The organism is Pseudomonas sp. 2,4-D (assembly GCF_030418155.1).
In the GTDB taxonomy this organism is placed as follows: domain Bacteria; phylum Pseudomonadota; class Gammaproteobacteria; order Pseudomonadales; family Pseudomonadaceae; genus Aquipseudomonas; species Aquipseudomonas alloputida.
Map to the genome: position 1 here is coordinate 70,035 of NZ_JAUHUI010000007.1, position 21,491 is coordinate 91,525.

The window sequence follows — 21,491 nt, forward strand, 5'->3', positions numbered from 1 at the left end:
ACTCGCAAAGCTTGCAAACCGGCCAGGCTCTAACCATTAAGTACAACCGGTAACGGATGCAGGCAATTGGAAAGGGGGCGGAGCCGCATTATAGGCTCAGAATTTAATTTACTATTGCACGTCTCTGCATTACCTTCGAGTGCCTCCCTTGGAGAGGGTATCTGGAGAGGACGTAGTGTTAGGCTCATTGAAAAGTAGTTCCAGATATTTTGTCTGGTTAGCTTTTGTGAAGAGTCGAGTTTTACCATCAACTGTCCCTTCGGTGAAGCTATATAAGTCATCTCTAATTATCGTGATGTTTTCCAGGTGTTCTGTATATTGCGCATACTTTAATTCGTCTTCGTAAGAGTTCTGGGCAACTGTCTTTCTATCGTAGTTGGCCGCAGTCTTTGCTTTGTACTTTTCGACCTTCCCGGTGAAAAAGTCCACTTCGGCGTTGACCATCTTTTTAGCGGCGCTATATTCGTTTTGGCTTAGTGATAGATCTTTCGCCTGCCCAAGCGTTTTGAGGGGTCTCACCACGGAGGAAAAACGTGATATTAAAGTCTTGCGACTGTAACCTCCCGTTAAAAACTTTATAAGCCCCATGTGGCCTGATGGATCGATTCTGTTTATAGGGTCGCCTAGGCAGTATACATAAGCGTTAATTCCACCTTTATCAAATGGGCTATAACTATCCGGTGAGCAGAAGCGCATCAAACCCGGGCTAAATGTTCGATAGCTCCCCAGTATATAGTTCTCAAGAAAATGATCCAGGTATTCACCATTAAATCCTAGCGCTGAGGCTGGGGCGGAATTGTAGCCATAAGCTGAATAAGAGTTTTTTTGGGTTTCGTTGATCTTGCCAGCTTCTAGCACGGAGCTGCTATCATTCACTGCCAAGAACACCTTTTTTTCAGGGCCTAGTTCGCCTAGCGCTAAGTCCGTCGTGCGGAAAAGGGTAGTTGTGTGAGGTTCAGTTGTTAAAGTGCTTAGATTTTGTTTGTTGTAAAAAAATTGAGTGGGTGTTTGTTGTTTCATGTGGTGGCTCCTTTTTCGAGCGCCGGTTTACCTGTTTCAGTGGTAGCATCTCGATGATTGTCTGTGCGGCTAGTAGTGAAAATAGCAGGTGTCCTCACCTCGATTGGAGTACTGGAGCGTGAGGAATAAACGTACAGCCGCCGTCTTATGCATGCTTTACTCCTAGGATCACGATGAAGATCCTGCCGTCCGGATAAAATAGAAAAGAGGCTTATATGTGCTTTTCACGGGTCACTCCCGTTAGTCGAGCATTGCTGGTCGCTACCGCAACAGGATTAACCAAGAATCAATAGCCAGGCTACTGGCAAAAATGATAGGTATGCAGAATAGGTATATAGGTCGCAGATGGTGCTTTGAACACTCCCAGATTGCTGGGTGCAGCGGAGCATTAACGTGCGGTTTCCAGGAGGGACAAGAGCAGGAGGCTTGGAACGAATCTCCAAACATTCAGTCGAATGCCTTGTTTCCCGGCCATCCCGGCCAACGAGGTCCCTCCCGATGAAAGCATTCACCCTGGCAACCCTGATGACCCTGGCTGCAAGCCCGGTGTTCGCCTTCAACCTCAGCGACGCCGCCAATGCCGTGTCCGCCATGCAGAACCAGCAACAGCAGGGCCAGGTACAGGCACCCGAAGCGCAGGCCAATCTGCTCAACACCCTGGGCAGCCAGCTGAACATCACCCCCGAACAGGCGGTAGGCGGAGCAGGAGCCATGCTGGGGCTGGCGCGCAACAACCTTAGCAGCGATGACTATGGGCAACTGACCAAGGCGGTGCCGGGCCTGGACCTGCTGGCCGGTGCAAATGCGCTGGGCGGGTTGAGTGGTTTGGGGGATTTGCTCGGCAAGAACAGCGAGAGCCAGTCAGCGCTGAGCAACGCACTGGGCAACAACGTGGAAAACCGTAGCGACCTGGACAATGCGTTCAAGGCGCTGGGGATGGATACCGGGATGATCGGGCAGTTTGCGCCACTGATTCTGCAGTATCTGGGGCAGCAGGGCATTGCCGGGTCGTTGTTGCAGAATCTGGGGAGTTTGTGGACTACCCCAGCGCCATTGGCCCAGCCTTCGGTCTGAGGATTCTAGCGACAGCCCTCAAGCCATGAGCTGAGCGCTGTAGGGGCGGCCCTGCGTCGCGAAAGGGCTGCCCCCACAAAAGCGAAATTGCATCTGGTCAGACAGCTTCGGAGAAATCCACCAGGCGGACGGGGCGGCGGAAGCCTGCTGTCAGAACTGCCAGGTACGCAAGGCCCAAGGCAAACCAGCACAGGCCAATCACCAGCGTCAGCGCCGACAGGCTGGTCCACAGCCACAAGGTCAACCCCAGCCCTACCAGCGGCACCAGACCATAGCTCAGCAGGCCTATGAAGTTGCGCTGCGAGGCATCATCCATCAGGTGCGTTTTCACCACCGTCAGGTTCACCGCCGAAAACGCCACCAGCGCACCAAAGCTGATCAGCGAGGCGAGGGTAGACAGGTCGATGACCAACGCCAGCAGCGAGAACGCCGACACCAGCGCAATGGCGAACACCGGCGTACCAAAGCGCGGCGACAGGTAACCAAAGCTGCGCCGTGGCAGCACGTTGTCACGCCCCATGGTGAACAGGATACGCGACACCGCGGCCTGCGAGGCCAGCGCCGAACCCAGGCTGCCCGCCACATAAGCAGCGGTGAAGAAGTTGGTGAGAAACTGCCCGCCAGCCTTGAACATCACTTCGTTGGCCGCTGCATCGGCATTGGCGAAGCTGCTGCCTGGCAGCACCAACTGGCTGACGTAAGCCAGCACGGTGAACAGCAACCCGGCGAACAGGGTGGTGAGGATGATCGCCCGTGGCACGTCGCGGCGTGCGTCGCGGCATTCTTCGGCCAGGGTCGATACGGCGTCGAAGCCCAGGAACGACAAGCACAACACCGCTGCACCAGCCATCAGGTGGCCAAAGCCAGGTTTGCTGCCATCGCCGATTAGCGGCGACAGCAGGTCGAGCGGCTGGCCAGCCAATGTCTGGCAGGACAGCGCGACAAACACGCCAATGAACACGATCTGCGCGCCGACGATCAGGTTGCTGGTCTTGGCCACCGAGTTGATACCGACCACGTTCAGCACTGTCACCAAAGCGATGCATGCGAGCACGAAGGCCCAGGCAGGCACTGCGGGGAACGCAATGTTGAGAAACAGGCCGATCAGCAGGTAGTTGATCATCGGCAGGAACAGGTAATCCAGCAACAGCGACCAGCCGGCCAGGAAGCCGACATTGGGGCCGAAGGCCATGTTGGTGTAGGAATAGGCCGAGCCCGCGACCGGGAAGCGCTTGACCATGAAGCTGTAGGACGCGGCGGTGAACAGCATGGCCACCAGGGTGACCAGGTAGGCGCCGGCGGTGCGGCCACCGGTAAGTTCGGTGACGATGCCGTAGGTGGTGAAAATGGTCAGCGGGACCATGTACACCAGGCCGAAGAACACCAGGGCGGGGAGGCCGAGAACACGGCGAAGCTGGGCGGGGTTAGAGCTGGGTGGGTTGGCCATTGATCGATCCAGGCATTTTTGTAGTTGTGCTGTGGTCGATTTTTATCCACTTAGGTGGTGGAAGACAAAAAAGTAATCCTTATGCTGATTATTAGCCTGGGTTTTGATCGGATTCTGGCTATGGCAGGTCCGGCCTCTTCGCGGGTGAACCCGCTCCTACAAGGGGCAGCGCATGCCTGAATGTAGCGGTTGTAGGAGCGGGTTCACCCGCGAATGGGCCAGTTCAGGCGGCAGAGGTGTTAGCCCATCTCCGCCCGCAGCTGCTCGATCCGCTGGTCCTTCGCCACCCACAACTGGTTCACCCAGGCCTGTACCGTCTGCCTGAACTCAGGATCATTCTCGTAATCCCCCGCCCACAACGCCGGGTCCAGCTCCCGCACCTGAATGTCGATAATCACCCGGCTAATGCTGCCATTGAGCAGGTCCCAGAACCCCGGCGCCTTATTACCGGGGTACACGATGGTCACATCCAGCAGGGCATCCAGCTGTTCGCCCAATGCCGCGAGCACAAACGCCACACCACCCGCCTTGGGCTTGAGCAGGTAGCGATACGGCGACTGCTGCTCCTGGCGCTTGGCTTCGGTAAACCGGGTGCCCTCCAGGTAATTGACCACGGTCACCGGCTGGCGCTTGAACAGCTCGCAGGCCGCCTTGGTGATTTCCAGGTCCTTGCCCTTGAGCTCCGGGTGCTTTTCCAGAAACGCCTTGCTGTAGCGCTTCATGAACGGGTAATCCAGCCCCCACCAGGCCAGGCCCAGCAACGGTACCCAGATCAGTTCCTTTTTCAGGAAGAACTTGAAGAACGGTGTACGGCGGTTGAGGCTTTCGATCAACGCCGGGATGTCGACCCAGGTCTGGTGGTTGCTCACGGCCAGGTACGAGGTGTCCTTGCGCAGGTTTTCCACACCGCGGATGTCCCACTGGGTAGGGATGCACAGGGCGAAGATGGCTTTGTCGATTTCCGACCAGGTTTCGGCCACCCACATCACCGCCCACGACGCGTAGTCGCGGCCACGGCCCGGCAACACCAGCTTGAGCAGGGCGAAGACCAGCAGCGGGCAGATCAACACCACGGTGTTGAGCAGCAGCAGGGTGGTAGTGAGAATGCCGGTCAGCAGGCGACGCATAAAAAGACTCTTGTTGTGGGAGATAAACGGTTGGCAATGATAAGCAGGGCGGTCGTCTACGCCAAATGTCCAATGCCCGGCGGCGGGAACAAATGTTTCACGTTATGTTGTTTAGTCTTGTGAAAGCGAACCTATCTTGCCAGTGCAGTCTAAGCACTGACCCTTTTCAAGGAAGCCTGCCTGTGAAACCACTGCTAGCCCTGTTGTCATTGTTGGCGCTGCCGGTAATGGCCGCCGAGCCCACCCTCTACGGCCGTTACGAAAACATCGCCCTGCCCGAGCTGGGCGAAACCCTGAAAGCCAAGATGGACACCGGCGCCTTCACCGCGTCGCTGTCGGCCAAGGATATCGAGCTGTTCACCCGCGATGGCGACGAGTGGGTGCGCTTCCGCCTGGCGACCAAGGACTCGGACGGCAAGGTGTACGAGCACAAGGTCTCGCGCATCAGCAAGATCAAGGGCCGTGCCGATGAAGAGGACGAAGGGGATGCGCCAGAGGTCTCCAAGCGCCCGGTGGTCGACCTGGAGTTGTGCCTGGGGGATGTGAAGCGCACCGTCGAGGTGAATCTGGTGGACCGCAGCAGCTTCAATTACCCGCTGCTGGTGGGTTCCAAGGCGCTGCGCGAGTTCAAGGCGGCGGTCAACCCGGCGAAGAAGTTCACTGCTGGCAAGCCAGGCTGCTGATCTGAAGCGTGCGCCATACAATGTAGGAGCGGGCTTGCCCGCGAACACACATAATGTGGTGTCAGGCACCGGCTTCGCCGGTGTTCGCGGGCAAGCCCGCTCCTACACTGAGATGTGCCAACCTTCAAAACCGCAAGGCCGGACGCCATGCCCCATATCCTCATCGTCGAAGACGAAGCTGCCATCGCCGACACCCTGGTCTACGCCCTGCAGGCCGACGGTCACAGCACCGAGTGGGTAACCCTGGGCAGTGCCGCCCTCGACCAGCAGCGCCAGCGCCCGGCCGACCTGGTCATCCTCGACATCGGCCTGCCCGACATCAGCGGCTTCGAAACCTGTCGCCAGCTGCGACGGTTCACCGAGGTGCCGGTGATGTTTCTCAGCGCCCGGGACGGTGAAATCGACCGCGTAGTGGGCCTGGAAATCGGTGCCGACGACTACGTAGTAAAACCTTTCAGCCCTCGTGAAGTGGCAGCGCGCGTTCGGGCGATCCTCAAACGCATGGCCCCGAGGGCCGAGGCTGCCGGCGGAACCACCTTGTTCCAGCTCGACACCCTGCGCATGCAGATTACCTACCGCAGCCAGCCGCTCACGCTGACCCGGCATGAGTTCCGCCTGCTGCAATGCCTGCTCGAACAACCGCAGCGGGTGTTCAGCCGCGAACAGCTGCTCGACGCTTTGGGCGTGGCCTCCGACGTGGGCTATGAGCGCACCATCGACAGCCATATCAAGAGCCTGCGCGCCAAACTGCGCCAGGTAGCGGGTGATGCCGAGCCGATCCAGACCCATCGCGGCCTCGGTTACAGCTATAGCCCGGAGCACGCCTGATGCGCTTGGGTATTCGCATCTTCCTGGTGTACTTCCTGTTCGTCGGTTTGGCCGGTTACTTCTTGCTCAATACCGTACGCGAACAGATTCGCCCGGTAGTGCGCCAATCTTCCGAAGAAACATTGGTAGACACTGCCAACCTGCTGGCAGAAATCCTGCGGGATGACGTCAAGGCCGGCACCCTGAACCAGGGCCGCCTGCCCGAGGTGCTCGAGGCCTACGGCTCGCGCAGCCCGGGCGCACAGATCTGGGGGCTGGCCAAGAACCAGGTCAGCCACCGCATCTACGTCACTGACGCCAAGGGCATCGTGTTGCTGGACTCCAGCGGCGAGGCCCTGGGCAAGGATTACTCGCAGTGGAATGACGTGCTGCTGACCCTGCGTGGCCAGTATGGCGCCCGCTCTACCCGCAGCGACCCCAACGACGAAAGCACCTCGGTGATGCACGTTGGCGCGCCGATCATCGACAACGGCAAGATCATCGGCGTTGTCACCGTCGCCAAGCCCAATAGCTCATTGCAACCCTACATCGACCGCTCCGAGCGACGCCTGCTCACCCTGGGGCTGGGGCTGATCGGCCTGGGCTTGCTGATCGGCGCGGCTCTGTCGTGGTGGCTTGCGCGCTCGCTGCGCAAGTTGGCAGGTTATGCGCAGGCGGTCAGCGAAGGTGAGCGTGCGGAGCTTCCGCATTACAAGGGCGGCGAGCTGGCGAACCTGGCACAGGCAGTGGAGCGCATGCGCACCCAGCTGGAAGGCAAGGCCTATGTCGAGCGCTACGTGCACACCCTGACTCACGAGCTGAAAAGCCCGCTGGCGGCCATCCGTGGTGCTTCCGAGCTGTTGCAGGGCGAGGACATGCCCGCTGATCAGCGGGCGCGCTTTGCCGGCAATATCGAGCGCGAGAGCGAGCGTTTGCAGCAGATGATCGAGCGGCTGCTCAACCTGGCCAGGGTCGAACAGATGCAGGCGCTGGAGGACGAGCAGCAGGTGGCGCTGGCGGCGTTGGTCGATGAGTTGCTGCTGGCCCATGCGGCGCGTATCGAAGGCGCCGGTTTGCAGGTACGTCAGCGGGTGCCTGCCACTTTGCGTTTGCTTTGCGATCCGTTCCTGATGCGCCAGGCGTTGGCCAACCTGCTCGACAACGCACTGGACTTCACCCCGGAAGGGGGCACGCTGCTGTTCGACCTGGAGCGCGCTGGCGAACGCGTGGCGTTGAGTGTGTTCAACCAGGGGCAAGCGATACCGGCCTATGCCATCGGGCGGGTCAGCGAGCGGTTTTACTCGCTGCCGCGGCCCGGGAGCGGGCGCAAGAGCACCGGGCTGGGGCTGAACTTCGTGGCCGAGGTGATGCAGCTGCACGGCGGGGCCTTGGCGGTGGACAACGTCGATGGCGGGGTACGGGTGCGGTTATGGCTGCCGCTGCGGCGCATTAGCTGAGATAGCCGGGGCTGCACAGCAACCCCAAATACACGTAAATCACACACGCGCTCCACAAAGCCTCCACGCAAGGCGCAGACACTGCGCCCACTGCCACAGGAGGCCACATGAACAAGACCCTCGGTTTCAAACTCGGCATGATCGCCATGCTGATGTTGCTGTTGCTCATCCCGTTACTGCTGATCAACGGCCTGATTGACGACCGCCAGGCCATGCGCGACGGCGTGCTGCGTGATATCGCCCAGAGCACCAGCTTCGATCAGCAACTCAGCGGCCCGTTGCTGGTGGTACCGTACCGCAAGTACCAGCGCCGCTGGATCGAAAAGGACGGTGCGCGTACCCAGGAAACCAGCACCATCACCGGCCACTTGTACTTCCTGCCGGAAACCTTCGACGCCGACCTGGGTGTGGACACCGAACTGCGCGCCCGCGGCATCTACCAGGCGCGGTTGTTCCACGCCAAAGGCCGTATCAGCGGCCGCTTCAAGCTCCCGGCGCATTGGGGCATCGACAAGGACTTTGACGACTACCGCTTCGACAAGCCGTTCCTGGTGGTGGGCATCAGTGATATCCGCGGTATCAAAAGTGCTCTGGAGCTGAGCATGGACGAGCAAAAAGTGCCGTTTGAGCCCGGCACCCAGCTCGACTGGATGCGCGGCGGCGTGCACGCCAGCCTGCCGGGGCTGGACGGGCTACAGGCGCGAGCGTTCAGCTATGGCTTTGACCTGGCGCTGCAAGGTACCGGCCAGTTGCACGTGGTACCCGTGGGCCGTACCAGCAGCGTGAACATGCGCGCCAACTGGCCGCACCCGAGCTTCGTTGGCAGTTACCTGCCCAACCGCCGCGAGATCGATGCTCAAGGCTTCAGCGCCCACTGGCAGACCTCGTTCTTTGCTACCAACCTTGAAGACGCCCTGCGCCAGTGCGCTGTCGGTGGGCAGTGTGCAGACTTCAGTGAACGCACCTTCGGCGTGAGCTTCGTTGACCCGGTGGACCAATATCTGAAGAGTGAGCGGGCAATCAAATACGCGTTGTTGTTCATTGCCCTGACCTTTGCCGGCTTTTTCCTGTTCGAGGTAATGAAGAACCTGAGTGTGCACCCGGTGCAGTACATCCTGGTGGGCGTGGCGCTGGCGTTCTTCTATCTGCTGCTGTTGTCGTTGTCCGAGCACATTGGCTTTGGCCTGGCCTATGGGTTGTCAGCTTCGGCGTGTGTGCTGCTGATCGGCTTCTACCTGAGCCATGTGTTGCGCAGCCGGGGGCGAGGGGTGGGTTTTGCTGCGGGTTTGGCGGCGTTGTACGCGCTGCTCTACGGGCTGCTGAGTGCCGAAGACTATGCGCTGCTGATGGGGTCGCTGTTGTGTTTCGGTTTGCTTGGGGTGTTCATGGTGATGACCCGGCGGCTGGACTGGGCGCGTGTGGGGAGGGCGGCATGAGGGAGGATAGAGAGATCGGGCGCTGGTTGGCGCTCAGGATCGGGCTGTTGTTTCCTGTGATACCGAGGTGAGGCCTTCGCGGGCACGCCCGCTCCCACAAGCCCACCACAGATAGCGAACACTGTGGAGAAACTGTAGGAGCGGGTTTACCCGCGAAGGGGCCCTGTCAGGCCACTGGCGCTGTAGCGACCATCGATGGCCGCTTGACCACCTCGGCATACCACGCCGCCAACCCAGGCTGGCGCTCACGCCAGCCAAACCCGGGCTGACGCAAATCCAGATAGCCCAGCGCACAGGCCACGCCAATCGCCGCCAGGTCGAAGCCGGAAATCAGCTCCGGCAAGTGCTCCTGCTCAAGGTTGGCCAGGCTCCGGCGGATCTTGTCACCCTGCGCCTGCAGCCAGCCATCCCAGCGCTTGTCTTCTGGCCGCAGGAAGCTCTCATAACGGCTCGACACCGCCGCATCCATGATCGCATCGGCCTGTGAGACCAAGGTCATGCGCCGCCAGCGCGCCGAGCCTTCTCGTGGCAGCAGCGGCAAGCCAACGTGCTGCATGTCGAGGTACTCGCAGATTACCCGGCTGTCATGCAGCACGGTGCCGTCTTCCAGGCGCAAGGCTGGGATCTTGCCGATCGGGTTGTCCAGGTTGAGCTGCGGGTCGCCGCTCACCGGGCTGATGTTCACCGGCTGCAGCTGCACACGCTCAAGCTGGCCGGTCTCGTGCAACACCACCATGACCTTGCGCACGAAAGGCGACAACGGCGAGTGGAACAGGGTCATCGTGCTCATGCTTCAGTTACCTTGCAGGCTGGGTGGCAGGCACACGCCGGTGCCGCCGATGCCGCAGTAGCCGTCCGGGTTCTTGGCCAGGTACTGCTGGTGGTAGGCCTCGGCGAAATATACGGTCGGTGCCTGGTCGATTTCGGTGGTGATCTCACCGAAGCCGGCCTTGCTCAGCTCGGCCTGGTAGGCGTCGCGGCTGGCCTTGGCCTGTTCCAGCTGTTCCGGGCTGGTGCAGTAGATGGCCGAGCGGTACTGGGTGCCGATGTCGTTGCCCTGGCGCATGCCTTGGGTGGGGTTGTGCAGCTCCCAGAACATTGCCAGCAGTTCGCGGTAGCTGACCTTGTCCTTGTCGAACACCACCAGCACCACTTCGGTGTGGCCGGTCAGGCCCGAGCAGACTTCTTCGTAAGTAGGATGCGGGGTGAAGCCGCCGGCGTAGCCGACCACGGTGCTGACCACACCTTCACGCTGCCAGAAGCGGCGCTCCGCGCCCCAGAAACAGCCCAGGCCGAAGATGGCGAAGTCGATGGCGCCTTCGAAGAACGGGCCGAGCAGTGGGGTGTCTTTGAAGACGTAGTGGAACTCGGGCAGGCTCATTGGCGTGTCGCGGCCAGGCAGTGCCTGTTCCGCAGTGGGCATGACGTTTTTGTTCACCAGGATTTCCGAACGCAGGACCATGGCCGTTCCTCTGTGTTTATTCAGTGGGGTAGGGGTTTGGGCCTTCGCGGGCATGCCCGCTCCCACAGGTACAGCACAGGTTTCAAAGGTTGTGGTGTTTCTGTGGGAGCGGGCGTGCCCGCGAAAGGGCCCGAATGGCTTCTATAGTGCCCGAGGATTACGCAGCTGTCAGGCCACCGGGCCACGCGGATAGCGCTTCAGCCGCTCGGCCAGTTCGCGCCCGGGAATCGGCCGGTCGAACAGGTAGCCCTGGCCCACGTCGCAGCGGTGACGGCGCAGGAATGCCAGCTGCTCCGGCGTCTCGATCCCTTCGGCCACCACCTTCAGCTTCAGGTTGTGGGCCATGGCCACCACCGCCGAGGTGATTTCCATGTCGTCCTGGTTGTCGGGGATTTCGTTGATGAAGCTGCGATCGATCTTGAGGATGTCGATCGGAAACTTCTTCAGGTAGCTCAGCGACGAATAACCGGTGCCGAAGTCGTCCATGGCCAAGGTCAGGCCCAGGGCCTTCAGTTCATCCAGCTGGCGGTGGGTGTCTTCGCTGGCTTCCAGCAGCAGGCCTTCGGTCAGCTCCAGCTCCAGCAGGTGCGGGGGCAGGGCTTCTTCCTTGAGGATGGTGCTGATTGATGCCACCAGGTCCGGGTCGGAGAACTGTTTGGGCGACAGGTTGATGGCTACATGCAGGTTGCCCAGGCCGGCCTTGCGCAGTTGCTGGCTCATGCAGCACGCCTGGCGCACCACCCATTTGCCGATAGGGATGATCAGGCCGGTTTCCTCGGCCACGCTGATGAACTGGTCCGGGCGGATCATGCCGCGTTCGGGGTGGTTCCAGCGCAGCAGCGCTTCCAGGCCCAGCAGGCGACCGCTGCGCAGGCACAGCTTGGGCTGGTAGAACACGTCCAGCTCATTCTGGGTCAGGGCACGGCGCAGGTTGTTTTCGACGAACAGCTTGTAGCTGGCTTCGGCATTGAGCACTTCGGTAAACACCTGTACCTGGTGTTTACCGTTGGCCTTGGCCTTGTGCAATGCAAGGCCGGCATTCTTCATCAGGCTGGCCGGGTCGACACCGTGCAACGGTGCACAGGCCAGGCCTACCGAGGCGGTGACGTTGATCAGCTGGTTGTCGACGAACATCGGTTTGTCGAGGGTGCACAGCAACTGCTGGGCGACGCCTTGGCCATCTTCAAGGCTGGTGTCGTCGAGCAGCACGGCGAACTCGTTACTGGCAAAGCGCGCCAGGATGCCACCGCTGTGCAGGCTGTTGCGCAGACGCCTGGCCAGGCTGATCAACAGCTTGTCGCCGGTCTGGTGGCCAAGGCTGTCGTTGATGCGCTTGAAGTTGTCGATGTCCACCAGCAGCAGGCACATGGAGCTTTCGCCATCGCGGGCGAAGCGCTCGTCCAGGCTGCGGATGAACGCCGGGCGGTTGCCCAGGTTGGTGAGGTTGTCGGTGTAAGCCAGGCGCTCGATGCGTTGCTGGGCCAGCTTGGTCTGGGTGACGTCTTCGTAGATGCCGATGTAGTGGGTCAGCTCACGGTTGTCACCGTACACCTTGGAAATCGACAACTGGCCCCAGTACGGCTCCAGGTTCTTGCGCCGGCTCTTGAATTCGCCCTGCCAACTGTTGCCCATGGCCAGGCTCGACGGCGAGTCGAACAGCAGTTCGCTGAGATTCTCCAGTGCCGGTAGCTCACCCAACTGGCGGCCCTGCACTTCGTCGGTACTGTACTGGGTGATGGCAGTGAAGCTGGGGTTGACGTACTCCACCCGGCCGTCGCGGTTCACCAGCAGGAAGGCACTGGCGCTCTGCTCGACCGCACGCTGGAACAGGTGCAGGGCGCTGGCCGCGGCCCGTCGTTTGTGGTTTGTGATCACTTGGGCGAACTGGTCGGCCAGCTCACCGGCAAAGGCAATCTCGTCCGACTGCCAGGCCCTTGGCTGGCCGCTTTGCTCCAGGCACAACACGCCGATCACCTGGCCATCGACGCGGATGCTGGCGTCGAGCATGGCCTTGTTTTCCGGGCGCATGCTTTGCGCCAGGGCGCGGGTGCGCGGGTCGTGGCCGGCGTTGTGAGCGTCGATGGCGCGACTTGCGTGCAGTGCATCCAGGTAGTCGGGGAAGCGGCTGGCATCAATGGCTTCGGGCTGGCGGTGCTCCTGTGCGTCGCGGTACCAGGCGATGATCGGTTCCAGGCGTTGGTCTTCCAGGTGCCAGATGCTGGCGCAGTCGACCTTGTAGATTTCGCAGGCGCTCTGGGTGATCAGCTGGGCCGCTTCGAGTAGCGAGTTGTCCGCGCTGTAGCGATGGCGGGCGAGGCGCAGGATAAGGTCCTGCTGGCCGCGCACCCGCTCCAGGTGCTCCAACTGTTCTTGCTGCGTGCGCTGGTTCAGCTGCAGGGCCAGCTGCAGGCGGTTGTTGCGTGACTCCAGGTCGCTGGCGCCGGTTTCGCCGGTCTCTTCCTGCTGGTCGTCGAGCACGCTCAGGTAGCCGCGCAACAGCTGACGGTTGTGTTGCTTGTAGGCTTCACCCGCTTCCAGCAGGCGCAGCGAGGTGCTCGGTGTGTGCAGGGTGTAGCGCACGCGGTAGTAGCCGCGCTGGGCCAGTTGCAACTGGATTTCGTCGTGCAGCCGGTAGCGTGCTTCGGGTTCCATCAGGCTGGCGTAGGGCGCGTCAATCAGGGCACACAGCTCGCCGGTTTGCAGGCCGAACTGGCGCTCACAGGCTGGGTCAAGGTAGAGCATGGCCCAGCTGGCTTCGTTGAGCCTTTCGAAACGCAGCATGCCGAGCCGCGAGGGCACGGGTAACTGTGTCACGACCTCGGCCGCCACACGGCTGGCGGCATCGGGTTGGCTTTTCATCGAAGACTCGCTTGAAGAGGGAACGCTGCCTTGTGGCTGCGGCGGATTTGGCAAGGTTGCATCATGTCCCGAGGGCTGGCAAGCGGCCATGCTTGATGCTGTGGACAGGTTATCGGCTGACGTGGCCGATTCTGTAGTTTGGCTGGAGCTTTTGGGGCCGCTTTGCGGCCCATCGCGACACAAGGCCGCTCCCACAATAGACTGCGATTGCCTGGGGGGCGGCCTTGTGTCGCGAAAGGAGGGCGAAGCCCTCCGAGCTTTTTCCAGGCAAAAAAAAGCCCCGCCATTCGACGGGGTTGAGGTACGAGCGTGGCAGCTCGAAAAGGGTACTGCCCCTCGCAAGGAGGGGCAGTGTGCTGGCTTACAGCAGCATGGTGCGGATATCGCCCAGCACGTCGCCCAGGCGCTTGGTGAAGCGCGCGGCGGCAGCGCCGTTGATCACACGGTGATCGTAGGACAGCGACAGCGGCAGCATCAGCTTTGGCTGGAAGGCCTTGCCATCCCAGACTGGCTGCATGGTCGCCTTGGAGACGCCCAGGATAGCCACTTCCGGCGCATTGACGATCGGCGTGAAGCCGGTGCCGCCAATGTGGCCGAGGCTGGAGATGGTGAAGCAAGCGCCTTGCATCTCGTCAGCCGACAGCTTCTTGGTGCGCGCCTTCTCGGCCAGTGCAGCGGCTTCGGCAGCCAGTTGCAGCAGGCTCTTCTGGTCGACGTTCTTGATCACAGGGACCAGCAGGCCGTCCGGGGTGTCCACGGCGAAGCCGATGTGCACGTACTTCTTGCGGATGATGGCCTTGCCGCTTGGTGCCAGCGAGCTGTTGAAGTCCGGCAGTTCCTTGAGCAGGAAGGCGCAGGCCTTGAGCAGCAGTGGCAGCACGGTCAGCTTCACCCCCGCCTTCTCGGCCACGGCCTTCTGCGCAACGCGGAAGGCTTCCAGCTCGGTGATGTCGGCAGAGTCGAACTGGGTCACGTGCGGCACGTTGAGCCAGCTGCGGTGCAGGTTGGCAGCACCGACCTGCATCAGGCGGGTCAGGGCCACTTCTTCCACTTCACCGAACTTGCTGAAGTCCACGGCAGGGATTGGCGGGATGCCGGCACCACCGGTCGCACCGGCGGCTGCCGGCGCTTCCTTGGCCTTCTGCATCATGGCCTTGACGTAGACCTGCACGTCTTCTTTCAGGATGCGACCGTGCGGACCGGTGGCAGCAACTGCGCCCAGCTCGACACCGAATTCACGGGCCAGCTGACGAACAGCAGGGCCTGCGTGAACCTTGGCATTGCTGCCAGCGGCCGGTGCGGTAGCAGCCGGTGCAGGGGCAGCAGCCGGGGCGGCAGCGGCAGGTGCGGCAGCCGGAGCAGCCTCAGCCTTGGCTGGTGCAGGAGCAGCAGCCGGTGCCGGCGCGGCAGCCGGGGCGGCACCCGCCACTTTCAGCTTGAAGATCAGGTCGCCAGTGCCGACTTCGTCTTCCAGCTTGCACAGCACTTCTTCGACCACGCCGGCGGCCGGCGACGGGATTTCCATGGAGGCCTTGTCGGACTCCAGGGTAATCAGCGACTGGTCGGCTTCGACGGTGTCGCCGACTTTGACCAGCACTTCGATGATCTTGGCCTTGCCCGACGAACCGATGTCCGGCACATGGATGTCCTGCACGCTGGCGGCAGCCGGGGCTGCGGCTGGAGCAGCAGGAGCGGCTTCAGCGGCTGGCGCTGGCGCCGCAGCCGGAGCTGCGGCAGCGGCCGGTGCCTCAGGGGCTGCAGCAGCGGCGCCCTCGGCTTCCAGGACCAGCAGCTCGTCGCCTTCTTTCAGGCGGTCGCCCAGCTTGACCTTCAGCTCCTTGATGACGCCGGCCTTGGGCGCCGGGATCTCCATGGAGGCCTTGTCGGACTCCAGGGTCAGCAGGCTCTGGTCAGCCTCGATACGATCACCGACCTTGACGAACAGCTCGATGATTTCACCTTCACCGCTGCCGATGTCAGGTACGCGAATGAGTTCGCTCACTTAAAAATACTCCTCAGCAGTCCAGTGGGTTGCGCTTGTCCGGGTCGATACCGAACTTGACGATAGCGTCTGCGACAACCTTGGGTTCGATCTCGCCACGGTCAGCCAGGGCTTCCAGGGCAGCCAGCACCACGAAGTGGCGGTCGACTTCGAAGAAGTGACGCAGCTTCTTGCGGCTGTCGCTGCGACCGTAACCGTCGGTACCCAGGACTTTGAACTCTTTGCTCGGTACCCACTGGCGAATCTGCTCGGCGAACAGCTTCATGTAGTCGGTAGAGGCGATGACCGGGCCTTTGCGACCGTTCAGGCACTGCTCGACGTAGGTCTGCTGTGGCTTCTGGCCAGGCTTCAGGCGGTTGGCGCGTTCCACGGCCAGGCCGTCGCGGCGCAGTTCGTTGAAGCTGGTGACGCTCCACACGTCGGCTCCGACGTTGAACTCTTCACGCAGGATCTTCGCAGCTTCGCGGACTTCGCGCAGGATGGTGCCGGAGCCCATCAGCTGTACGTGGTGTGCGGCTTCGCGGGTGTCCTCTTCCAGCAGGTACATGCCCTTGATGATGCCTTCCTCGACACCGGCCGGCATGGCTGGCTGCTGGTAGGATTCGTTCATCACGGTGATGTAGTAGAAGATGTCCTGTTGCTCTTCGGTCATCTTCTTCATGCCGTCCTGGATGATCACCGCCAGCTCGTAGCCGTAGGTCGGATCGTAGGTGCGGCAGTTCGGGATGGTGCCCGCCATCATGTGGCTGTGACCGTCTTCGTGCTGCAGGCCTTCACCGTTGAGGGTGGTACGGCCGGCGGTACCGCCGATCAGGAAGCCACGGGTGCGGCTGTCGCCAGCGGCCCAGGCCAGGTCGCCAATACGCTGGAAACCGAACATCGAGTAGAAGATGTAGAACGGCAGCATCGGCTGGTTGTGGCAGCTGTACGAGGTGCCGGCAGCGATGAACGACGACATGGCGCCGGCTTCGTTGATGCCTTCCTCGAGGATCTGGCCCTTCTTGTCTTCGCGGTAGAACATCACCTGGTCTTTATCGACTGGCTCGTAGAGCTGGCCGACCGACGAGTAGATGCCCAACTGGCGGAACATGCCTTCCATACCGAAGGTACGGGCTTCGTCCGGGATGATCGGAACGATGCGCTGGCCAATGTCCTTGTCCTTGACCAGCTGCGCCAGAATACGCACGAAGGCCATGGTGGTGGAGATTTCGCGGTCGCCCGAGCCGTCCAGGATCGCTTTCAGCGTTTCCAGTGGCGGGGTCGGCACGCTGAAGCTCTTGGCACGGCGCTGTGGCACGAAACCGCCCAGGGCGGCACGGCGCTCGGCCAGGTACTTGGCTTCGGCAGAACCTTCTTCCGGCTTGAAGAACGGCAGGTTCTCCAGGTCGGCATCCTTGACCGGGATGTCGAAGCGGTCACGGAAGTGACGCAGGCTGTCGACGTCGACCTTCTTGGTGTTGTGCGCGGTGTTCTTGGCTTCGCCAGCACCGGTGCCGTAACCCTTGATGGTCTTGGCCAGGATGACGGTCGGCTGCTCTTTGTGGTTAACAGCCTGGTGATACGCCGCGTAGACCTTGTACGGGTCGTGACCGCCACGGTTGAGCTTCCAGATCTCTTCGTCGGACAGGTCTTCGACCATGGCCTTGAGTTCCGGGGTGTTGAAGAAGTGCTCGCGAACGTACGCGCCGTCTTTGGCTTTGTAGTTCTGGTATTCGCCGTCGATGACTTCGTCCATGCGGCGCTGCAGGGCACCGTTGGTGTCCTTGGCCAGCAGTGGGTCCCAGAAGCGGCCCCAGACGACTTTGTTGACGTTCCAGCCACCGCCACGGAACACGCCTTCGAGCTCCTGGATGATCTTGCCGTTGCCGCGAACCGGGCCGTCGAGGCGCTGCAGGTTGCAGTTGATGACGAAGATCAGGTTGTCCAGCTTCTCGCGGCCGGCCAGGGCGATTGCACCCAGGGATTCCGGCTCGTCGCACTCACCGTCGCCCATGAAGCACCAGACCTTCTGCTTGCCGGCCGGGATGAAGCCACGGGCTTCCAGGTACTTCATGAAGCGTGCCTGGTAGATCGCCTGGATCGGGCCCAGACCCATCGAAACGGTCGGGAACTGCCAGAAGTCAGGCATCAACCATGGGTGCGGGTACGAAGACAGGCCGTTGCCGTCCACTTCCTGACGGAAGTTGTTCATCTGGTCTTCGTTGATACGGCCTTCCATGAAGGCACGGGCGTAGACGCCTGGCGATGCGTGGCCCTGGAAGAAGATCAGGTCGCCGCCGTGTTCTTCGGTAGGGGCCTGGAAGAAGTAGTTGAAGCCGATGTCGTACAGGGTGGCACTGGAGGCGAAGCTAGAGATGTGTCCGCCCAGGTCCGAGTCTTTCAGGTTGGTACGCATGACCATGGCCAGCGCGTTCCAACGCACCATCGAGCGAATGCGGCGTTCCATGAACAGGTCGCCAGGCATGCGTGCTTCGTGGGTGACAGGGATGGTGTTGCGGTATGGCGTGGTGATCGCATATGGCAGCTGGGAGCCACTACGGGTGGCCAGCTCGCCCATACGGGTCATCAGGTAATGAGCGCGGTCTTCGCCTTCTTTGTCGAGGACCGACTCCAGGGCATCCAGCCATTCCTGGGTTTCGATTGGATCGAGGTCTTGCATGGCTTGCTCCAGGGCGGAAAGGCAACCAGAATCGATTGCCTGAGATTGCGACTGGCCTTATGGGCAGACGTCGTGAATTCTTGGATTACCGGGGTGTCTTCCGGCGCGTTGTAGTTTTACTACATTTGCTTTCGCATTTCATGCTTTTACACGACACGAGTAGTAGTAAAACTACATTTCTGCGACGTTTAGTCGCACCTTGGCTTGTGAGGAAAAACGTTCATGTTGGTTGGCATTGTGTCGCGAACGGGTGGTTCTTGATGTTTGTTGCCAAGTTTTCGTTTTTTTCAGCTATTTCCAACTTTTGTACGACAGTCCAACCGTGGTCCGGCTTCCCCTTGGCCGCTTTTTCCCCTCTATTTCACGCCGATCAAGGATAGACCATGCGCCTACCTTTGCCCTCCGATCTGCCTGCCACCTTGCAGCCGCTGGTCACTCGCAACCAGCAGTTCATCAGCGACGCCGTGGCCGGCCACCCCGAACTCGACCTGCAGGCCTGGAGCCCGCTGCACCGGCAGCAGTTCGACCAGGTGGCTGCTGCCAGTGAATTCGTGCTCAGTTTGGCCCAGCGCGAGCCCGCCATGCTGTTCGCCCTGCTGGCCAGCGGCGAGCTGGAGCGGCGTTACGCCCCGGGCGAGCTGCGCGGGCAAATCGCCGCAACAGCGCAGGCGGCACAGAGCGAGGACGAGTTGGCGCGCAATCTGCGCCGCGCGCGCAACCGCCAGCAGCTGCGCATTATCTGGCGCGACATTACCCGTCAGGCGGAACTTGGCGAAACCTGCCGTGACCTGTCGGACCTTGCCGATGCGGCCATCGACGAAGCCTACCAATGGCTGTACCCGCGCCATTGCCAGCAATTTGGCACGCCCATCGGCAACCGCAGCGGCCAGCCGCAGCACATGGTGGTGCTGGGCATGGGCAAGCTGGGAGCGGTAGAGCTTAATCTGTCGTCGGACATCGACCTGATCTTCGGTTTCCCCGAGGGCGGTGAAACCGAAGGGGTGAAGCGCTCGCTGGACAACCAGGAGTTCTTCACGCGCCTGGGCCAAAGGCTGATCAAGGCACTGGACCCGGTTACCGTCGACGGCTTTGTGTTCCGCGTAGACATGCGCCTGCGTCCCTATGGTTCGGCGGGTGCCCTGGTGCTCAGCTTCAATGCACTGGAGCAGTACTACCAGGACCAGGGCCGTGACTGGGAACGTTACGCGATGATCAAGGCGCGGGTGGTGGCCGGCGACCAGGCGGCCGGCGCGCAGTTGCAGGAGATGCTGCGCCCGTTCGTGTACCGCCGCTACCTGGACTTTTCCGCAATCGAAGCGCTGCGCACCATGAAGCAGCTGATCCAGCAGGAAGTGCGGCGCAAGGGCATGGCCGAGAACATCAAGCTGGGTGCCGGTGGTATTCGCGAAGTGGAGTTCATCGCCCAAGCCTTCCAGCTGATCCACGGCGGGCGTGACCTCAGCCTGCAGCAGCGGCCGTTGCTCAAGGTGTTGGCCACCCTCGAAGGCCAGGGTTACCTGCCGCCGGCAGTGGTCGCCGAGCTGCGCGAGGGTTATGAGTTCCTGCGCTATACCGAGCACGCCATCCAGGCCATTGCCGACCGCCAGACGCAAATGTTGCCGGAAGGTGAGACCGATCAGGCACGTGTGGCCTATGTGCTCGGTTTTGCCGACTGGCAGAGCTTCCACGACCAGTTGATGTACTGGCGTGGCCGTATCGACTGGCATTTCCGCCAGGTCATTGCCGACCCGGATGATGAAGACGGCGAAGGCGAACTGGTGGTGGGTGGTGAGTGGTCGCCGTTGTGGGAGCAGGCGCAGGATGAAGAAGCCGCCGGCCGGCAATTGCAAGAGGCTGGCTTCAAGCAACCCGCTGAAGCCTTGAGGCGCCTGGCCGGGCTGCGCTCCAGCCCGCAGTTGCGCTCGATGCAGCGCATCGGCCGTGAGCGACTTGACGCATTCATCCCACGGCTGCTAGCCCAGGCGGTGGAGCATGACAACCCTGACCTGGTGCTTGAGCGGGTGTTGCCATTGGTCGAGGCTGTGGCAAGGCGTTCTGCCTATCTGGTACTGCTGACCGAAAACCCCGGTGCCTTGCGCCGTTTGCTGACACTGTGCGCCGCCAGCCCGTGGATTGCCGAGCAGATTGCCCTTTACCCGCTGCTGCTCGACGAACTGCTCAATGAGGGCCGCTTGTTCAGCCCGCCCTTGGCGCCAGAATTGGCCAGCGAGCTGCGCGAGCGCCTCACGCGCATCCCCGAGGACGACCTGGAGCAGCAGATGGAGGCGCTGCGCCATTTCAAGCTGGCCCACAGCCTGCGCGTGGCCGCCTCGGAAATCAGCGGCAACCTGCCGTTGATGAAAGTCAGCGACTACCTGACCTGGCTGGCGGAAGCCATCCTCGATCAGGTGCTGGCCTTGGCCTGGCGCCAGACCGTGGCTCGCCACGGCCAACCCAAGCGCAGCGACGGCAGCCTGTGCGACCCGGGTTTCATCATCATCGGTTACGGCAAGATGGGCGGCCTGGAGCTAGGCCACGGTTCGGACCTGGACCTGGTCTTCATCCATGATGGCGATCCGCAGGCGGAAACCGACGGTGCGAAGCCTATCGACAGCGCGCAGTTCTTCACGCGTCTGGGGCAGCGCATCATCCACCTGCTGACCACCCAGACCAACTCGGGCCAACTGTACGACGTGGATATGCGCCTGCGCCCGTCCGGCGCCTCGGGCCTGCTGGTCAGCTCGCTGGGCGCCTTCGAGCGCTACCAGCAGAACGAAGCCTGGACATGGGAGCACCAGGCGCTGGTGCGGGCCCGTGTGCTGGTGGGTTGCAAGCAGGTGGGTGCGGCATTCGAAGGTGTGCGTGCCAAGGTACTGGGCCAGGCCCGCGACCTGGAAAAACTGCGCGCCGAGGTGAGTGAAATGCGCGCCAAGATGCGTGACAACCTCGGTACCAAGGCTACGGCTGCCGGTACCGCGGCGAACGCCTTCGACGCCGGCGTACCCTTCGATATCAAGCAGGATGCCGGCGGTATCGTCGATATCGAATTTATGGTGCAATACGCCGCTTTGGCCTGGTCCCATGACCATCCGGCCATACTTCGATGGACCGATAACATCCGCATTCTGGAAGAGCTGGAGCAGGCGAACTTGATGCCGGCCAGTGACGCGGTGCTGTTGCGTGAAGTGTACAAGGCGTTCCGCTCGGCCTCCCACCGCCAGGCCCTGCAGAAGGAGGCCGGGGTGATCGATGCGGCGCAGTTTGCCGATGAACGCCGTGAAGTGCGGCGGATCTGGGGTGAGTTGGGTTTAAGCTGATACCGTGTTGGCTTATTCGCGGGCAAGCCCGCTCCCACAGGTACTGCAAAGGCCCTGAGCAGTGTGCAATCCCTGTGGGAGCGGGCTTGCCCGCGAATAGGCCATGTGAGTGGTACACTGTCCGCCACATAGCCTGAATAT

14 protein-coding genes are annotated in these 21,491 nt (G+C 61.4%); 6 read left to right on the forward strand and 8 right to left on the reverse strand.

The features are described from left to right. Positions 1-129 precede the first annotated feature (129 nt). Positions 130-1,020, reverse strand: coding sequence for an RHS repeat-associated core domain-containing protein (locus QYE47_RS07870; protein WP_081343565.1), 891 nt, complete (start codon positions 1,018-1,020; stop codon positions 130-132). A 498-nt stretch (positions 1,021-1,518) separates the two neighbouring features. On the opposite strand from QYE47_RS07870, the gene QYE47_RS07875 reads away from it, so the two are divergent. Further along, positions 1,519-2,094 (forward strand): DUF2780 domain-containing protein, encoded by a 576-nt coding sequence (locus tag QYE47_RS07875; protein ID WP_014589392.1) that lies wholly within the window; start codon positions 1,519-1,521, stop codon positions 2,092-2,094. Between the two features lie 97 nt (positions 2,095-2,191). On the opposite strand, the gene QYE47_RS07880 is transcribed toward QYE47_RS07875, so the two are convergent. Together QYE47_RS07880 and QYE47_RS07885 are read right to left on the reverse strand one after the other, a co-directional pair. Then, the gene (locus tag QYE47_RS07880) at positions 2,192-3,541 is read right to left on the reverse strand and encodes an APC family permease (RefSeq protein ID WP_014589393.1); all 1,350 of its coding nucleotides are present in this window, start codon (positions 3,539-3,541) and stop codon (positions 2,192-2,194) included. A 239-nt stretch (positions 3,542-3,780) separates the two neighbouring features. Then, complete coding sequence (locus QYE47_RS07885) at positions 3,781-4,668, reverse strand: acyltransferase (RefSeq protein WP_014589394.1); 888 nt, start codon at positions 4,666-4,668, stop codon at positions 3,781-3,783. A gap of 182 nt (positions 4,669-4,850) precedes the next feature. On the opposite strand from QYE47_RS07885, the gene QYE47_RS07890 reads away from it, so the two are divergent. The 4 genes from QYE47_RS07890 (at position 4,851) to creD (ending at position 9,051) form a co-directional block, all read left to right on the forward strand. Beyond that, on the forward strand, positions 4,851-5,351 hold the full coding sequence (locus QYE47_RS07890; protein ID WP_070383361.1) for an ATP-dependent zinc protease: 501 nt from the start codon (positions 4,851-4,853) through the stop codon (positions 5,349-5,351). A gap of 147 nt (positions 5,352-5,498) precedes the next feature. Next, entirely contained in the window at positions 5,499-6,179 is a 681-nt protein-coding gene (gene creB / locus QYE47_RS07895; protein ID WP_019437093.1) for a two-component system response regulator CreB, read from the forward strand. Then, positions 6,179-7,615, forward strand: coding sequence for a two-component system sensor histidine kinase CreC (gene creC / locus QYE47_RS07900; protein WP_014589397.1), 1,437 nt, complete (start codon positions 6,179-6,181; stop codon positions 7,613-7,615). Before creB ends, creC begins: the two co-directional genes overlap by 1 nt. 107 nt (positions 7,616-7,722) lie before the next feature. Further along, the gene (gene creD, locus QYE47_RS07905; RefSeq protein WP_014589398.1) at positions 7,723-9,051 is read left to right on the forward strand and encodes a cell envelope integrity protein CreD; all 1,329 of its coding nucleotides are present in this window, start codon (positions 7,723-7,725) and stop codon (positions 9,049-9,051) included. Between the two features lie 166 nt (positions 9,052-9,217). Here the strand turns inward: creD and QYE47_RS07910 are convergent, their stop codons facing one another. The 5 genes from QYE47_RS07910 to aceE form a co-directional block, all read right to left on the reverse strand. Next, entirely contained in the window at positions 9,218-9,841 is a 624-nt protein-coding gene (locus tag QYE47_RS07910) for a glutathione S-transferase (protein WP_019437095.1), read from the reverse strand. A 3-nt stretch (positions 9,842-9,844) separates the two neighbouring features. Continuing rightward, positions 9,845-10,513, reverse strand: a complete 669-nt coding sequence (gene msrA / locus QYE47_RS07915; protein WP_014589400.1) for a peptide-methionine (S)-S-oxide reductase MsrA — start codon at positions 10,511-10,513, stop codon at positions 9,845-9,847. 168 nt (positions 10,514-10,681) lie between these two features. Then, positions 10,682-13,372 carry a bifunctional diguanylate cyclase/phosphodiesterase gene (locus QYE47_RS07920; RefSeq protein ID WP_014589401.1) on the reverse strand — a complete coding sequence of 897 codons (2,691 nt, stop codon included), beginning with the start codon at positions 13,370-13,372 and terminating at the stop codon, positions 10,682-10,684. A 361-nt stretch (positions 13,373-13,733) separates the two neighbouring features. After that, positions 13,734-15,374, reverse strand: coding sequence for a dihydrolipoyllysine-residue acetyltransferase (gene aceF, locus QYE47_RS07925; RefSeq protein WP_003255652.1), 1,641 nt, complete (start codon positions 15,372-15,374; stop codon positions 13,734-13,736). A gap of 13 nt (positions 15,375-15,387) precedes the next feature. Then, the gene (gene aceE, locus QYE47_RS07930) at positions 15,388-18,033 is read right to left on the reverse strand and encodes a pyruvate dehydrogenase (acetyl-transferring), homodimeric type (RefSeq protein WP_019437055.1); all 2,646 of its coding nucleotides are present in this window, start codon (positions 18,031-18,033) and stop codon (positions 15,388-15,390) included. Positions 18,034-18,416: 383 nt separating this feature from the next. Here aceE and glnE point away from each other — a divergent pair, with 383 nt between their 5' ends. Next, positions 18,417-21,350 carry a bifunctional [glutamate--ammonia ligase]-adenylyl-L-tyrosine phosphorylase/[glutamate--ammonia-ligase] adenylyltransferase gene (gene glnE / locus QYE47_RS07935; protein ID WP_014589403.1) on the forward strand — a complete coding sequence of 978 codons (2,934 nt, stop codon included), beginning with the start codon at positions 18,417-18,419 and terminating at the stop codon, positions 21,348-21,350. The last annotated feature ends 141 nt before the right edge of the window (positions 21,351-21,491 follow it).

Excerpts from the sequence above, each read along its gene's own strand:
- QYE47_RS07870 (WP_081343565.1), bottom strand. The coding sequence starts at position 1,020 with ATGAAACAACAAACACCCACTCAATTTTTTTACAACAAACAAAATCTA.
- QYE47_RS07875 (WP_014589392.1), top strand. The coding sequence starts at position 1,519 with ATGAAAGCATTCACCCTGGCAACCCTGATGACCCTGGCTGCAAGCCCG.
- QYE47_RS07880 (WP_014589393.1), bottom strand. The coding sequence starts at position 3,541 with ATGGCCAACCCACCCAGCTCTAACCCCGCCCAGCTTCGCCGTGTTCTC.
- QYE47_RS07885 (WP_014589394.1), bottom strand. The coding sequence starts at position 4,668 with ATGCGTCGCCTGCTGACCGGCATTCTCACTACCACCCTGCTGCTGCTC.
- creB (WP_019437093.1), top strand. The coding sequence starts at position 5,499 with ATGCCCCATATCCTCATCGTCGAAGACGAAGCTGCCATCGCCGACACC.
- creC (WP_014589397.1), top strand. The coding sequence starts at position 6,179 with ATGCGCTTGGGTATTCGCATCTTCCTGGTGTACTTCCTGTTCGTCGGT.
- creD (WP_014589398.1), top strand. The coding sequence starts at position 7,723 with ATGAACAAGACCCTCGGTTTCAAACTCGGCATGATCGCCATGCTGATG.
- QYE47_RS07910 (WP_019437095.1), bottom strand. The coding sequence starts at position 9,841 with ATGAGCACGATGACCCTGTTCCACTCGCCGTTGTCGCCTTTCGTGCGC.
- msrA (WP_014589400.1), bottom strand. The coding sequence starts at position 10,513 with ATGGTCCTGCGTTCGGAAATCCTGGTGAACAAAAACGTCATGCCCACT.
- QYE47_RS07920 (WP_014589401.1), bottom strand. The coding sequence starts at position 13,372 with ATGAAAAGCCAACCCGATGCCGCCAGCCGTGTGGCGGCCGAGGTCGTG.
- aceE (WP_019437055.1), bottom strand. The coding sequence starts at position 18,033 with ATGCAAGACCTCGATCCAATCGAAACCCAGGAATGGCTGGATGCCCTG.
- glnE (WP_014589403.1), top strand. The coding sequence starts at position 18,417 with ATGCGCCTACCTTTGCCCTCCGATCTGCCTGCCACCTTGCAGCCGCTG.